The sequence below is a fragment of the Devosia neptuniae genome (assembly GCF_025452235.1).
Lineage (GTDB): Bacteria > Pseudomonadota > Alphaproteobacteria > Rhizobiales > Devosiaceae > Devosia.
In genome coordinates, this window is record NZ_CP104965.1 from 2,539,739 (window position 1) to 2,554,915 (window position 15,177).

At 62.4% G+C, this 15,177-nt stretch carries 14 protein-coding genes; 7 read left to right on the forward strand and 7 right to left on the reverse strand.

Going from position 1 to position 15,177, the window contains the following annotated elements:
* Positions 1 to 202: 202 nt before the first annotated feature.
* A complete protein-coding gene (greA, locus tag N8A98_RS15285) occupies positions 203 to 676 on the reverse strand; it encodes a transcription elongation factor GreA (RefSeq protein WP_113122318.1) in 474 nt (157 codons plus the stop codon).
* A 198-nt stretch (positions 677 to 874) separates the two neighbouring features.
* Between greA and N8A98_RS15290 the strand changes: the two genes are divergently transcribed.
* Positions 875 to 2,017: a PQQ-dependent sugar dehydrogenase gene (locus N8A98_RS15290; RefSeq protein ID WP_262166538.1), complete on the forward strand. Its 1,143-nt coding sequence runs from the start codon at positions 875 to 877 to the stop codon at positions 2,015 to 2,017.
* A 202-nt stretch (positions 2,018 to 2,219) separates the two neighbouring features.
* On the opposite strand, the gene N8A98_RS15295 is transcribed toward N8A98_RS15290, so the two are convergent.
* Positions 2,220 to 2,429, reverse strand: coding sequence for a cold-shock protein (locus tag N8A98_RS15295; protein ID WP_086470158.1), 210 nt, complete (start codon positions 2,427 to 2,429; stop codon positions 2,220 to 2,222).
* A 510-nt stretch (positions 2,430 to 2,939) separates the two neighbouring features.
* Here N8A98_RS15295 and N8A98_RS15300 point away from each other — a divergent pair.
* From N8A98_RS15300 to ltaE, 3 genes are all read left to right on the forward strand, one after another.
* Positions 2,940 to 3,938, forward strand: coding sequence for a class I SAM-dependent DNA methyltransferase (locus tag N8A98_RS15300; RefSeq protein ID WP_262166544.1), 999 nt, complete (start codon positions 2,940 to 2,942; stop codon positions 3,936 to 3,938).
* A gap of 63 nt (positions 3,939 to 4,001) precedes the next feature.
* Complete coding sequence (locus N8A98_RS15305) at positions 4,002 to 5,225, forward strand: glycoside hydrolase family 5 protein (protein ID WP_262166545.1); 1,224 nt, start codon at positions 4,002 to 4,004, stop codon at positions 5,223 to 5,225.
* Between the two features lie 31 nt (positions 5,226 to 5,256).
* On the forward strand, positions 5,257 to 6,273 hold the full coding sequence (gene ltaE, locus N8A98_RS15310) for a low-specificity L-threonine aldolase (protein WP_262166546.1): 1,017 nt from the start codon (positions 5,257 to 5,259) through the stop codon (positions 6,271 to 6,273).
* A gap of 32 nt (positions 6,274 to 6,305) precedes the next feature.
* On the opposite strand, the gene N8A98_RS15315 is transcribed toward ltaE, so the two are convergent.
* From N8A98_RS15315 to carB, 5 genes are all read right to left on the reverse strand, one after another.
* Positions 6,306 to 6,800 carry a hypothetical protein gene (locus N8A98_RS15315; protein WP_262166547.1) on the reverse strand — a complete coding sequence of 165 codons (495 nt, stop codon included), beginning with the start codon at positions 6,798 to 6,800 and terminating at the stop codon, positions 6,306 to 6,308.
* A gap of 56 nt (positions 6,801 to 6,856) precedes the next feature.
* Positions 6,857 to 7,498 carry a type B chloramphenicol O-acetyltransferase gene (gene catB, locus N8A98_RS15320; RefSeq protein WP_262166549.1) on the reverse strand — a complete coding sequence of 214 codons (642 nt, stop codon included), beginning with the start codon at positions 7,496 to 7,498 and terminating at the stop codon, positions 6,857 to 6,859.
* Positions 7,499 to 7,627: 129 nt separating this feature from the next.
* Positions 7,628 to 8,428, reverse strand: a complete 801-nt coding sequence (locus N8A98_RS15325; protein WP_262166550.1) for a phytanoyl-CoA dioxygenase family protein — start codon at positions 8,426 to 8,428, stop codon at positions 7,628 to 7,630.
* A 167-nt stretch (positions 8,429 to 8,595) separates the two neighbouring features.
* Entirely contained in the window at positions 8,596 to 9,459 is an 864-nt protein-coding gene (locus N8A98_RS15330) for an aminoglycoside phosphotransferase family protein (protein WP_262166551.1), read from the reverse strand.
* A complete protein-coding gene (carB, locus tag N8A98_RS15335; RefSeq protein ID WP_262166552.1) occupies positions 9,460 to 12,771 on the reverse strand; it encodes a carbamoyl-phosphate synthase large subunit in 3,312 nt (1,103 codons plus the stop codon).
* 526 nt (positions 12,772 to 13,297) lie between these two features.
* Between carB and N8A98_RS15340 the strand changes: the two genes are divergently transcribed.
* From N8A98_RS15340 to N8A98_RS15350, 3 genes are read left to right on the forward strand one after another with little or no spacing between them, the layout of a single operon-like run.
* Positions 13,298 to 14,602: an autotransporter outer membrane beta-barrel domain-containing protein gene (locus N8A98_RS15340; protein ID WP_262166554.1), complete on the forward strand. Its 1,305-nt coding sequence runs from the start codon at positions 13,298 to 13,300 to the stop codon at positions 14,600 to 14,602.
* 52 nt (positions 14,603 to 14,654) lie between these two features.
* A complete protein-coding gene (locus N8A98_RS15345) occupies positions 14,655 to 14,927 on the forward strand; it encodes a DUF2277 domain-containing protein (protein WP_262166555.1) in 273 nt (90 codons plus the stop codon).
* Between the two features lie 59 nt (positions 14,928 to 14,986).
* The gene (locus tag N8A98_RS15350) at positions 14,987 to 15,160 is read left to right on the forward strand and encodes a DUF1328 family protein (protein ID WP_113122329.1); all 174 of its coding nucleotides are present in this window, start codon (positions 14,987 to 14,989) and stop codon (positions 15,158 to 15,160) included.
* Positions 15,161 to 15,177 lie beyond the last annotated feature (17 nt).

The window sequence follows — 15,177 nt, forward strand, 5'->3', positions numbered from 1 at the left end:
AACAAATGCGAGTAGCCCTCGGCCCTCCCTTTTGGGCCAGCCGCCATCCAGCCAAAGCTGAATGTCGATTGGTCCTAGGTTAATGGCCGAAGGTGTACTCTTTCAAGGCTAAGTCGCTTTTGTGGCGCTCGCGGCTGTGGATCGCACTAAAATGTCACAGCCTGCCTTGGGCAAATGCCCAAGAAATGAGCGCCGGGACGTCTTAAATGTACTGGATCTTGACGATCTCGTAGCTACGGGACCCACCGGGGGCCGAAACTTCGAACGAATCGCCTTCTTCCTTGCCGATCATGGCGCGGGCAATCGGCGAGGAAATCGATACGCGTCCGCCAGTGGCGTCGGCCTCGGGATCGCCCACGACCTGATAGGTCTTTTCTTCTTCGGTATCCTCATCGAGGAAGGTCACCGTGGCGCCGAATTTCACGCTGGCGCCCGACAGCTTGGTCACATCGATAATGTCGGCCAGGGCCAGAATCGATTCCAGTTCCTGGATGCGGCCTTCATTGAGGCTCTGCTGTTCCTTGGCGGCCGAATATTCGGCGTTTTCCGACAGGTCCCCATGGGCGCGTGCTTCGGCGATCGCCTCAATGATGCGACGGCGCTCAGTTGCAGTACGGTGCTCATATTCGGCGGTCAGAGCCTTGTGGCCTCCGACCGTCATCGGGATCTTGTCCATTCGTCGCCTCCATTCGGCACGGCAAAAACGTCAAACTCCCCAGCCAAACCCGGCGTGTGCATCACGATAAGTTTTTGGGGGAGATAGGTTCAAATTGCCCGCCCGCCGCGTTGCGGTCAAGCGGGTGTGCATAATGAAGATGGTTATCTCCACATGCCCATTCAAGATTTAGCGCATTTGCAAACGAAAGGCCCAAGGATGTTCCATCTTTCTCCCTCTCGCCTGCCCGTTTTGACCGGCACCGCTTTGGCCCTGCTGCTGGCGGCGCCTGCATCGGCACAAACCATCGAGACGTCGGCGGGGCCGCTGACCGCGACAGTCATCGCCGAAGGGCTCGAGCATCCTTGGGCCATGGGGTTCCTGCCCGATGGCCGCATGCTGGTGACCGAGCGCAGCGGGCAATTGCGCGTGGTGGGCCAGGATGGGGAAGTGGGCGCGCCGATCGAAGGCGTGCCTGAGGTGGTGGCGCGGGGGCAGGGCGGCTTGCTCGATGTGGCGCTGGCGCCGGACTTTGCCGAAAGCGGGCGGATTTATCTCAGCTTTTCCGAAGCGGGCGAAGGCGGGCACGGCACGGCAGTGCTCTCGGCCAGGCTGGCGCTTGAGGGCGATAGCGGCTCGCTCAGCGAGCAGAATGTGATTTTCCGCATGAACAAGTTCACCGGCACCGACCGGCACTATGGTTCGCGCATCGTCATCGGCCAGGACGGCAATCTGTTCGTGACGCTGGGAGAGCGGGGCGAGGCCAAACGGGCGCAGGACATGGCCGACCTGGCCGGTGCCGTGGTGCGGATTGCGCCGGACGGCTCGATCCCGGCGGACAATCCGAAGCTTGAGGGCTGGGCGGCCGAATTGTGGAGCAAGGGGCATCGCAATCCGCAGGGCGCAACGCTGCGCCAGAGCGATGGCGCGCTGTTCACCGTTGAGCATGGCGCGCGCGGCGGCGACGAAATCAACATGCCGCGGGCGGGGCGCAATTATGGCTGGCCGGTTATTACCTATGGCGTCGACTATTCCGGCGCACCGATTGGCGAGGGCACTGAACAGGAAGGGCTGGAGCAGCCGCTGCATTATTGGGACCCCTCCATTTCGCCATCGGGCCTGACCTTTTATGATGCCGAGCTGATCGAAGGCTGGCAGGGCGACCTGATCACCGGCGGCCTCAGCGGTCAGGTCATGGTGCGGCTCGACATGGAGGGCGACACGGTCGTCGGTGAAGAGCCCCTGTTCGAGGGGCAACTGGGCCGCATTCGCGATGTGCGGGTGGGGCCTGATGGCGCGATCTATGCTCTGACCGATGAAGGTAATGGGCAGGTGATCCGGGTGGCGCCGGAAGGGGTGTAGGTCGCCCCTCTGCCTGAGCGACCTCATGGTGAGCTTGTCGAACCACGAGGTCGCGCGAGTGGAGGCTTGGGTGCCACGACCTCGTCCTTCGACAGGCTCAGGATGAGGTCTACTGAGGCGTGATCAGCAGCACTACCCCCACAAACAAAAAGGGCGCATCCCCTCGACGCGCCCTTCATTGATTTGCTGAAGCTAGATTAGATCAGGAGGCGGTCAGATTGTCGGCGGCGGATTTGCCGGTCCGCTTGTCCTTGACGATCTCGTAATTGACCTTCTGGCCTTCATCCAGGCCATTCAGGCCCGAGCGCTGGACAGCGGAAATGTGGACGAACACGTCCGCCCCGCCTTCGTCCGGCTGAATGAAGCCATATCCCTTTTGGCCGTTGAACCACTTTACAGTGCCGGTTGCCATGATGCGCGTTTCCCTCGTGCAATCGCTGCGGTAGACGGTCCCAGTCATGATGACCAGGACTTGATGATATCGAAATATCGGAAAGTGACGTCAGCATGCGCGAATGGTATTCGCAGGATCAGATCGGTCGGCCGCAATATTCGATCCGATGAGCTTAGCCCCAAAAAAAGCGGCGTTCAATAATTTGTTTACACATGACAAAGCGCCTGGCCAATCTGCTGATTTGCCGGGGGAAAGCTGAATTCCGTCAAGTATTTGCGCCAGGTCTTGGGGAACCCGGTGCGGACACGCGATGAGCCTGCGGCCAAAGGCATCCTGTCGCCGATCGGATGCGAACAATGCGACTGGGACCAAGGCATACTACGCCAATTGCAGGCATTGGCTACCGCGCTGTTGGTCGCACCCCAGCTATGCAGTGCAAAAGAGCTGCTTGATTTCGGCCCGGATTTGCTGCAAATCCCCGGCTCGCCGGGCCAACGGGACCGGTAGCCCTCCAGAGATCACTTCGTCTTGACCAAGGCGTTTCATTCTTCCGGTGATGTCATCGCCGACCGTCGTGCCGGCTATGCCAAGATGCTAGCCGAGGGCGGGGATCATGCTGCCGCGGCCGATCTGATGGCCCAGGCGCTCGAGTTGACACCCCAATGGGCGGCAGGCTGGGAATTGCTGGGCAATTACAGCGAGAAGGCGGGCGATATTTCCGGCGCCATTTCGGCCTGGCGCCATCTTGAAGCGCTGGACGATGATGGCCTGTTCGGTGCCGGCCTGAAACTGGCGGCGCATGGCGCGGCTAGCGCCAGCGAAGGCACCGCGGTCAGCTATGTCGAGGCGCTGTTCGACCAATATGCGCCGCGCTTTGAAAGCGCCCTGTTGCAAAATCTGGGCTATCAGGTGCCGGCCCTGCTCGACGCCATGCTGGTCGCGGAAATGGGGCGGCTGGGCATAGAGCGTTTCGCTTTGGCCATCGATCTGGGCTGCGGCACGGGACTGATGGGCGAGCGAGTGCGCGCCAAGGTGTCCTATCTCGAAGGCGTCGACCTCAGCGCCGCGATGATCGCCGAGACCGGCAAGAAGGGCATTTACGATCGCCTCGACAAGGCCGAACTGGTCGCCGCCCTGGCGGGCCGGGCTGCCGAGGCGGATCTCGTGACCGCGGCCGATGTGTTCATCTATTGCGGCGCGCTGCCGCCGGTTTTGTCCGCCGTGGTGCCGGCCATGTTGCCCGGTGGGCTACTGGCATTTTCGCTCGAAGCCCATGACGGCGAGGAGGCGGTGTTTCTGCGCCCGTCGCTGCGCTATGCCCATGGCGTGGCGGCGACGCGGCAGGCTTTGCTCGATGCGGGGCTCGACGTGTTGCGGTTTGAAAAGGCGACGCTGCGGCAGGATCGGGGGGCGCCCATCGAGGGTATCCTGATTTTAGCGCGCAAGCCCGTCAACGTTAACAGTCTGCTAACGTTAGATGACGAGATGGTAGCCGAATTTGTCGTCTCCGGCGTCGCTGCGGCCTAGCCCGCCATAGTCGCGCCCCGTTTGGGGCCTGGTGTCCCGGCCAGCAAAACAAGCGGGACTTTTATGAAAATTGCAGCAAAGGCGGGCCTCGTACTCGCATTGTTCCTGGCCAGCTTTCCGGCGCTGGCGGGCGACACGATCGGCTTCTGGGACACCCAGCGCAAAGGCAGTAACTTCTTCTCTGTCAAGCCTTTAGCCGAACGCTTTGCCGAGGCGCATGCCGCCGGCATTCAATGGGGCCGCCTGGCCTATGACAAATGGGACGCCACCGAGCGCGACTTCCTGATCGGGGATGCCGATCACTATGACGGGCTGGTGCAGCCGGACTTGGCGCGATTAAAGCAAGTGCTTGGAATGGCTTATGATTCCGGGGTCGATATGGTCATCACGCCGCTCAGCCTGCCCGGCATGCGCTGGAGCCAGAACAATGGCGACAAGTTCGATGGCCGCATCTGGGAGGATAAGGCCTATTGGCAGCAGGCGGCCGATTTCTGGCGCGATCTTGCCGCTGAGCTCAAGGATAATCCGGGCGTGCTGGCCTATAATATCGTCAATGAACCGGCACCGGAGCGCGGCACGGGTTCAGCCGAAAACACCGCGCCGGGCGATGTTTCGAGCCACATCGCCTTTGTCGAGGACAACAAAGGCACGGCGCGCGACCTGCCGGCATTTTACGAAATGGTCATCGCCGCCATCCGCTCGGTCGATCCCGATACGCCGATCATGGTCGATGCCGGCTGGTACGCCAATGCCGGGGCGTTCAGCGGCTGGCCTGATGCCTTGAGCGACGACAAAGTGCTCTACGCCTTCCACATGTACGAGCCGTACAATTTCACCGCCGGCAAGAATTTCCGCGACAAGCTGGGCTACGTCTATCCCGGCACGGTGCCGTTCGGAACGGGCGAGATGGCCTGGAACGCCAGCACAATCAATGCCTTCCTGCAGCCGGTCTATGACTGGGCGGACAAGCAGGCCATCCCCGCCAATCGCATCGTGGCCGCCGAATTTGGCTGCATGCGGCGCAATGAGGGCTGCGCTGATTACCTGACCGACGTGATGGCCAATCTCAACGCGCATGACATTCACTGGGCCTTCTATTCGTTCCGCGAGGATGAATATGACGGGTTCGACTACGAGCTGGGCAGCGACGCGCTGGGCTGGAAATATTGGGAAGCCGTGGAAAAGGGGCAGACGCCCGTCATGCCCTACAAGCCCAATCCGCTATGGGATGCCATTCAGGCAGGGTTGCACGAGCAGGGGGCTGACAAGCCAGCCGCGCCTCAATAGACCTCATGGCGAAGTCTATTGAGGTTGCCGCATGAACGCCATTCGCTACGATTTCCGCTCCGACACTGTCACAAGGCCATCCGCTGCGATGCGGACGGCCATGGTTGAGGCCGAGGTGGGCGATGATGTGTTTGGTGACGATCCCACAGTCAGCCGACTCGAGCAGCGTATGGCGGCCATGCTGGGCAAGGACGCGGCGCTGTTTGTGCCGTCGGGGACGCAGTCCAATTTGCTGGCGCTGATGAGCCATTGCGGGCGCGGCGACGAATATATCGCCGGGCAGAACGCGCATTGCTATCGCTGGGAAGCCGGTGGCGCGGCCGTGCTCGGCTCGATCCAGCCGCAGCCGATTGCGCATCAGCCTGACGGCACGCTGGCGCTCAGTGATATCGAGGCGGCGATCAAGGTGGATGACAGCCACTTTGCCACGACGCGGGTGATTGCGCTGGAAAATACCCATGGCGGGCAGATCCTGCCGGTGGCGTATATGGCGGCGGTGGCCGAACTGGCACGGCGGCATGGGCTGGGGCTGCATCTTGACGGGGCGCGGGCGTTCAATGCCAGCGTGGCGCTGAGCCTGGATATCAAGGATTTTGTCGCGGATTTCGATACGGTTTCGATCTGCCTGTCCAAGGGCTTGGGCGCGCCGGTAGGATCAGTGTTGGTCGGGCGGAGCGATCTGATCGAGACGGCGCGGCGCAATCGTAAAATGCTGGGCGGCGGCATGCGCCAGTCGGGGATTCTGGCGGCAGCGGGGCTTTATGCGCTGGAGCATAATGTGGCGCGGCTGGCCGATGATCATCGCCGGGCCAAGCGGCTGGCCGAGGGGCTGGCGGCGTTTGACCAGCTCAATGTAACCCAGCCGCATACCAATATCATCTTCCTCAATTGCGAGGCGGAGCTGGGCGAGCGGTTCAATACGTTTCTGGCTGAGCGCGGCATCGGGACCACCGGCCGCTATGGTCAGCAGCGCTGGGTGACGCATCTCGATGTCGACGATGAGGCTATCGAAGGTGCGCTGACCGAAGTGGCGGAATTTTTCCGCTAGTCGGCAAGGCGGGGGCGCCGCGAAAGCGGCGCTTACTTCGAGACCCCTTTGCAGCCCTCGTAATTGTTCAATATGTGGGTTGGGTAACTGACGCCCACCCCGCTGGCATCGGTGCCCACGCCCCAATAGGTGACGTTCAAGGCGCCATCGCGCAGCAAGAAGGTGACGCCGTCTTCGGTGGGGTAGATGGTGCCCAGATCCGGTGATCTGGTCATCGGGTTCAGGATGTGCATCGCGACTTTCGCGGTGACTGGTGCCGACGCATAGGCGAGCTTGCCATCGCAGAACAGAAACACCTTGAAATTCTGGCCACTGCCCTCGGCGAACACCATCTCGCTATCGCCATCGACTTCCGGATTGCCCGGCTGGCGGGTCGTGACCGGGCCATAGGCCGCTTCGATCAGGGCCTCCGCCTCGGCCTGAGGCATTTGATCGAGCACGGCCTGGTAGGGGTTGAAATCCGTGCTCTGGGCCAGGGCTGGTGTGGCGATGGAGGCCGCCAGCAGGATGGTGCAGATGAGCCGCATAATGTCTCCAAGGGGAAATGCCGAGGACCCAAATTGGGTCCCCGGCGGGCTTGGCGTCAATCCCCCAAAGGCGCGACGACATTGCGCCAATGGGCGTGCAGCGCGGGGATATCGTCGCTTGTCACCAGCGGCATTGCGGCGAGCAATTGCTCATGGGGCCAGTCCCACCAGGCCATTTCGAGCAGCATGGCAATGTGGTCCTCGCTGAAGCGCTTGCGGATCAGCTTGGCCGGATTGCCGCCGACAATGGCGTAGGGCTCGACGTCCTTGGTGACGAGCGCCCTTGTGCCGATGACGGCGCCATGCCCGATAGTGATGCCGGGCATGATGATGGCTTCGGTGCCGATCCACACGTCATTGCCGATGATTGTGTCGCCGGCTGGGGCAAAGGCGTCCGCTGCCGCGCCGAAGCCGGGGATTTCGGGCATGTAGTGGAACGGGGAGGAGCTGACCCAATCGTAGCGATGGCCCTGATTGCCCGCCATGATGAAGGCGGCGCCCGAGCCGATGGAGCAGAAACTGCCCACGATCAGCTTGTCGACGCCGGGCGTGGTCATCAGGAAGCGGGCGCAATCATCAAAGCTATGGCCGTGGTAATAGCCGGAATAATAGCTGTAGCGGCCCACGATGATGTTGGGATTGGTCACCTGCTCATCGAGCCGGATGCCGCTGAAGGCGTCTTTGAAATAGTTGGTCATTTTTGTCTCTGAGGAATGGCGGTTTCCCCAGCAGACCTCACCCTGAGCTTGTCGAAGGGCGAGGTCGTGGCGAGATGGTGCCACGACCTCGTGGTTCGACGGGCTCACCATGAGGTCTACTGGTGGGTGTCAGGCGCGGTTGAGCGCCTGGCGGATGGCTGTTTCGACGGGGGAATAGGCGCCGTCGGGCCGGTCCAGCGAGAGCTGTTCGCTGGGCTGGAGTGGCGGCTGGGCCATGAAGCGTGGTCGCGTTCCCCGGTGCGGCTGGGCGGCGTGGACCAGGAATGGATGGCACAGATAGACCGTGCCGGCTTGTCCGGTCGCCAGGACTTCCGGGCAATGGGCCGTGCCGGCAAAACCGTCGGCGGCCAGCTCGCGCAGGCTTAGTCCGGCTTCCCCAGCGGGTTCCAGTTGGCGGGCAATGTCGCGATGCGAGCCGACCCGGATACGGGTTGGCGCGTCCAATTCCGCGACATCGGAGAAGAGGAACAGCATCAGCAGGGCCCGATCTTTCGAGCTGACATTAACGCGCCAGGCCAGGAAATCGGTCGGGTTTTCCTGCCAGCCGAAGCTGACATCGACGTGCCAGCCCGCATCGCCGGGATCATCAGGCGAGGGGAAGCGCACCGGGAACGTCCCCAGACCTTGCGGCGGTACCCACCTGTCTTTGCCGGCAAGCTGGTCATAAGCGGCATGCAGGAGAGGCGTGTTGGCCGCGGTGCGGAAGGGGAGGTCGGAATAACCGCCTAGCCGGATCACCGGTTTGGTCCAGGTGGTCGGGTCATTGGGGTCGCAGCCGGTGTCCCGCCACAGGATGGCGCGGCCCTGGTCGGCGAGTTTGCGGGGGAAGGCGTTGTCGATGCGGACAAAGCCGTCGGAAATGAAGGCAGCGATTTGCGCTTGGCTGAGCGCAGCAAAATGAGAGGGCATGAGATATGTCCATAAGTTCGCGTGGCCGTCGCAGGGGACAGCCGGATCGAGCGGGAACCGCTCGTCGGACGTGCTCCAATGAGCGCCGTTAGGCGTTCAAATGCACTGCGAACTTAGTTGCTTCGGACATCATGGTGAGATCGATCATAAGCAGGAGCGATCCGCTGTCAACTCTGCGGCAGGCCCAGTGCGCGGATTGCCCATGGCAGGGCCGTGGACAATTGTTCGCGCTGCACGCGCCGGACGAAGGGCGAGAGCGGAATATCGGGCAGCCCGGCGCGGGCGGCAAAGAAGCCGGCGACAGTCGCGGCAACGTCGGCGCGCTCCGGCAGAATGGTTTCGGGAAGCGGCCCGCCTTCATATGCCAGACTTGGCAGGAAGAAGCCGAGATCAACGCCAGGATCGGACCGACAGGCCTCGGCCCAATCGATGATTTTGACACCCTCAGCAGTGACGCAAAGATTGTCGCTTCTGAGGTCGAGATGGGTCAGCGCATCGCCGGCTAGCGGACAAGCCGCTTCGGCGGCCAGCAGCGTGGGCAAGGCGCGTTCCAACCATTGCGACGAAACGAGCCCGAGCGAGAGGAAAGGGTCGGGTTTGGCCGCGACGCTCGGCCAACCTGCTTCACGGCCATGCAACAGACCACCATGAGCGAGCATGGATGGCGTTCGATGCATTTCGGCGATGGTGTCGAGAACCCGGCCAAGCAGCTCGTCGGTCCATGGCGGAGGCCACGTCGCACTGCTGAGGTCTTCGATAATGAGGATTGGGGTTGTCGGATGCGGCTCCGCCCCGAGAAGGCGGGGGACGAACGGGCCAGAAATGCCGGCATAGGCGATGATTTCGCTGTTGACCTGCCGCGCCGAAATCTCGGTCGTCGCGATCTTGACGAAGCCGGTGTGCTCACCGGCCGCGACGGCATAGCGCGCGGCCGGCGTGTAGCCTCCGAAAACTGGACGCCAGCGCTCCGGCGTCCAGCCCAATAGCTTTTCAACTCTCGCCGTAATGTCCGGTGAGAGGTTCTGGCTCATCTAGACCGCGAAGTAGCTTTGCAGCGAGCGGACCTGCATGCTGCCCTGCTTGAGGGCCACGATGCCTTCCACCGCGGCGAGGGCGCCGTCGATGGTGGTGTAGTAGGGGATTTTGGCGAGCAGGGCGGTGCGGCGGATGTCGCGGCTGTCGGAGATCGATTTCATGCCATCGGTGGTGTTGATCACCAGCTGCACGCCGCCATTCTTCATGGAGTCCACGATGTGCGGACGCCCTTCGAGCACCTTGTTGATCTTGGTGGCGGCGATGCCGTTTTCCACCAGATACCGCTGGGTGCCACTGGTGGCGAGGATGGTGAAACCGGCCTCGGCGAGATGGCGGGCCATATCGACGATATAGGGCTTGTCGGCCTCACGCACCGAGATGAAGGCGGTGCCGCTGGTGGGGACCTTGGAGCCGGCACCCATTTGCGACTTGGCGAAGGCCATGGCGAAATTGGTATCGAGGCCAATCACTTCGCCGGTCGACTTCATTTCCGGCCCGAGGACCGTATCGACGCCGGGGAAGCGGTTGAACGGGAACACGGCTTCCTTGACGGCGACGTGCTTGAAGGTCTTTTCGACGAGGCCAAAGCTGGCCAGGCTCTCACCGGCCATGATGCGGCTGGCGATCTTGGCGATGGGCTGGCCGATCACCTTGGCGACGAAGGGCACCGTGCGGGACGCGCGCGGATTGACTTCGATCAGGTAGATCACGCCGTCCTTGAACGCATATTGCACGTTCATCAACCCGCCGACCTTGAGGGCGAAGGCCAGTTCGGTCGTCTGCCGCTTGAGTTCGGCGATGGTTTCGGGCGAGAGGCTGCGCGGGGGCAGCGAGCAGGCAGAGTCGCCGGAGTGAATGCCGGCCTCTTCGATATGCTCCATGATGCCGGCAACGAACACGTCCTTGCCGTCGCAGAGGGCATCGACGTCGATTTCGATGGCGCCGCTGAGATAGGCATCGAACAGCAGCGGATTGTCGGAGAGGACCGAATTGATCTGGCCGGTCTTGTCATTGGGGTAGCGCTGCAGAATATCGGGCGGGACCAGGCCCGTCAGCGTGTCCTGCACATAGCGCTCGAAGTCATTGGCCGAATGGACAATGGCCATGGCCCGACCGCCCAGCACATAGGAGGGGCGGATGACCAGCGGATAGCCCAGGCGTTCGGCAACAAGACGAGCCTGTTCAAGGGAATAGGCGATGCCGTTCTTGGGTTGAGTCAACTCCAGCTTGTTGAGCAGCTTGGAGAAAAGGTCGCGGTCTTCGGCCAGATCGATGGCGTCCGGCTGGGTGCCCAGGATCGGCACGCCGGCCTTGAGCACGGCCTCGGCCAGGTTCAGTGGGGTCTGGCCGCCGAACTGTACGATCACGCCATGCAGCGTGCCATTCTGCTTTTCGCGCAGCAGGATTTCGATCACGTCTTCCTCGGTCAGCGGCTCGAAATAGAGCCGGTCGGAGGTGTCATAATCGGTCGAGACGGTCTCGGGATTGCAGTTGACCATGATGGTTTCATAGCCCGCATCGCTCAGCGCGAAGGCGGCATGGCAGCAGCAATAATCGAACTCGATGCCCTGCCCGATACGGTTGGGACCGCCGCCCAGGATGACGACCTTCTTGCGGTCGGTTGGGCGGGCCTCGTCGGCCACGGTGCCGGCAAAGGTCGTCTCATAGGTCGAGTACATATAGGCCGTCGGCGAAGCGAATTCGGCAGCGGAGGTGTCGATACGCTTATAGGCCGGGCGCACGTCGAGCGAGTGGCGCAGCTTGCGCACGTCGGACGGCTTGAGGGCGGCGAGCTGGGCCAGGCGGGCGTCGGAGAAGCCCATGCCCTTGAGAGCGCGTAGATTGACCGCGTCTTGGGGCAGGCCGAATTCGCGGACCTTGGCCTCGGTATCGACGATGCCCTTCATCTGCTCGAGGAACCAGGGGTCGATCTTGCAGGCTTCGTGAATGTCTTCAAGGCTCATGCCCAGGCGCATGGCCTCGGCCACATGCAGCAGGCGATTGGGCGTGGGCGTGCCAAGGGCCGCCTTGATGGCGTTCTTGTCTTCGCCTTCGCCCAGGCCCGGAATGCCGATCTCGTTGAGACCGGTGAGGCCGGTTTCGAGCGAGCGCAGGGCCTTTTGCAGGCTTTCCTGGAAGGTGCGGCCAATGGCCATGGCTTCGCCGACCGACTTCATCGAGGTGGTCAGGCGATTGTCGGCGCCGGGGAATTTCTCGAAGGCAAAGCGCGGGATCTTCACCACGACATAGTCGATGGTGGGCTCGAACGAGGCCGGGGTCATGCCGCCGGTGATGTCATTGTCCAATTCGTCCAGCGTGTAGCCGACGGCTAGGCGCGCTGCGACCTTGGCGATGGGGAAGCCGGTGGCCTTGGAGGCAAGCGCGGAGGAGCGCGACACGCGCGGGTTCATCTCGATGACGACCATGCGGCCATCAGCGGGGTTGATGCCGAACTGCACGTTTGAGCCGCCGGTCTCGACGCCGATCTCGCGCAGGACCGCCAGGGAGGCGTCGCGCATGATCTGGTATTCTTTGTCGGTCAGCGTCAGGGCGGGGGCGACAGTGATGGAATCGCCGGTGTGGACGCCCATTGGATCGATATTCTCGATCGAGCAGATGATGATGCAATTGTCCTTCTTGTCGCGGACAACTTCCATTTCGTACTCTTTCCAGCCGAGCACGCTTTCTTCCACCAGCACTTCATTGGTGGGGGAGGCATCGACACCGCTTTCGACGATGGCGAGATATTCTTCGCGGTTATAGGCAATGCCGCCGCCGGTGCCGCCCAGGGTGAAGCTGGGGCGGATGATGGCAGGCAGGCCAATGACCTCAAGGGCCTGCAGCGCTTCGATGGTGTTATGCGCCAGCATGGAGCGGGGTGTTTCCAGCCCGATCTTCTTCATGGCGTCGCGGAACAGCTCGCGGTCTTCGGCCTTGTCGATGGCTTCGGCGGTGGCGCCGATCATTTCGACATTGTATTTTTCGAGAATGCCCATCTTGCGCAGCGACAGTGCGCAGTTCAGTGCCGTCTGGCCGCCCATGGTAGGTAGGAGCGCGTCGGGGCGTTCCTTTTCGATGATCTTGGCGACCACTTCGGGGGTGATCGGCTCCATATAGGTGGCGTCGGCCAGGTCTGGATCAGTCATGATCGTCGCCGGGTTCGAGTTCACCAGAATGATGCGGTAGCCCTCTTCCTTGAGCGCCTTGCACGCCTGGGTGCCCGAGTAATCGAACTCGCAAGCCTGCCCGATGATGATCGGACCCGCACCGATGATGAGGATCGATTTAATGTCGGTACGTTTTGGCATTTCTTTGGGCTCGCTCGGCTCGGTCTACGGACGGGGCGGGCGAGGAAGAATCACCCGGCGCTCAGGCCACCCGCACCATTCGCGCACGACAACAGGGCGTTGCGGCGCTTGGGGAAGGCTTGGACGGGGTGGTTAGGTGGGCTGTCTAGCGGAGAAGCGCCGGAAAGGGAAGGGGTGGTTTGCCCCTTTGTCGTGGACATGGCGGCGGGGTGTGATTGTCCCCAATCGGCCAGTTGCCCTCTCACGTCATGACTCCCTTGCGGTCAGCGGGGTGGCTCGTGACGCCGAATGGGGCGACCATGACTGCAGCCCCGAGGGGTGAGCGGAGAGCCAGCGTCAGTCCTGGGGCTCTCCAGAGGCAGTGACGCGCTGTGTGGCCGGCCCGGTCGCGCGCAAGGCGCCGAGCAGGCAAGGACCGCAATTGCACATGACTGGATTGCCCGGACCATGCCGGGCGAGACAATGCGGGATATTCTCGCTCGCCCGGCTTTTCCGGCGCGGGCTAAACGCTTTGTGGCTGGTTCTGGTGGCTGCTGTTCCGGCGTTGGCCCAGCCCGCGAGCGAGCCGGGCCTGGTGGTTATCCGGGTCAGCGGCGCCGATGCGATGTTCGGGTTTTCCTCGCTGACGCCGCCGCTCAATCTGCATCTGGCCAGTCTTGGCGGGATGGCCGAGAGCTTGCCGATCACCCTGCCGGCGGGAGATTACCGCATCGGCATTGATGATCTGAGCGGCATGGGCATGAGCGTGCGGACGATTGATTGCTCGGACGACAACAGTGTGGGCGATCGGGCCAGTGGTTCGGCGGAACTGGTGCTGGACCCGGGCGAGTTGCTGGTTTGCACGTTCAGCGTCACGAGCGCGCCTGAGCGGGCCGCCGCGCTGATCGAGAGCCTGGTGCCGGCGCGAGGGGATTTGCTGCTGGCCAGCCTGCCGCCGAGCGAAGATCGTATCGACCGGCTCAAGGGCGCGGTGTCGGTGGCGGCTTCCCCGCAGCGGTTCATGAATGCCCTGCCGGGCATTGTAGCCGGACGACCCATTCCGGTGGCAGCGTCGCTGGGCGCTTTTGAAAAGCTATTGGGCAATGAGCAGCGCAATGCCTGGGACGTGTGGATGCGCGGCACTTTTGCACTGGCGACGGAGCAGGGGGCGGCGGGCCGGTACGGCGTGGCGGCGCTGGGTATCGACCGGGTGTTGGGCGAGGATTTGTTGGTCGGCAGCTTTGTCGAGGCCGACACGATGATCCGGGACTGGAGCGATGCTTCTGCACTGGTGCGGGGCGGCTGGATGGCGGGGGGTTATGCCACGATGCGGGTGCTGGACAATGTCTATCTCGACGTGATGGGCAGTGGTGGCTCGTCGGTGGGGATTACCCGGGCGCAGGGCATAGACGGCCGCTTCGCCGCCGACACGTGGCTGATGACGGCCGCCTTGCTGGGTCAATGGACGTCGGGGCGGTGGACGTTCAGCCCACAGGCCCGGTTCAGCTATTTCGACGAGCGGGTCGCGCCATATCTGGATGGCGCCGGCAATCTGGTGTTCGGGCAAGAACTGGGCCGCGGCAGGCTCGCCATCGGGCCGGGTGTGTCCTATCGGCTGACGACGCAGAACAATGTAGTCATCAATGCGGGCCTGCGGCTCGATACCAGCGCAACGGTGTTGAGCAGCGACAGCGCCGATGGGTTTGAAGGATTGAGAGGGCGGCTGGAAGGCAATGTCGAAATCGCGTTGCCCGAGGGGATGCGTTGGAAAACCACGCTGGGCTATGGTGGCATCGGCACGGATAATCGCCTGTTTAATGCGAGTGGCACGCTGACGGTGCCGCTGCGATAGGCTTGCACCGAGAGCCAGATGGAGTCAGCCTTGGGGCATGAGGAGAGACGCCATGTGCCGCAATATTCGAACCCTGTTCAATTTCGAGCCGCCCGCCACACGTAACGAAATGCATGATGCCTCGCTGCAATTCGTGCGCAAGATTTCGGGCTATACCCACCCATCCAAGGCCAATGAGGCCGCCTTTCACGCTGCGGTCGAAGAGATCGAAGCGGTGGTGCGCAAGCTGCTCAAGTCGCTCGATACCGATGCGCCGCCCAAGGACCGCGAAGTGGTCGCAGCCAAGGCACGGGAGCGGGCCAAGGAACGCTATGGTGCGGCCTAGCGGGAACGGCCTGCCGTGGCGGCGCGTTGTCGAGCGTAGACTGCCACAAGGAATTCATCATGCTGCAATTGCTCATTCTTCTCGTCGTTGTCGCCCTGGTTGCCGGTGCGCTGGGGTTCACCGGCATAGCGACGGGCGCCGCAGCGCTGGCCAAGATCATCTTCTTCATCATGCTGATCGGCATCGCCATTATTGTCGTGCTGGCGCTGACGGGCCTGGCAATCATTTTCTAGCTCAAAGGATTTTTGAC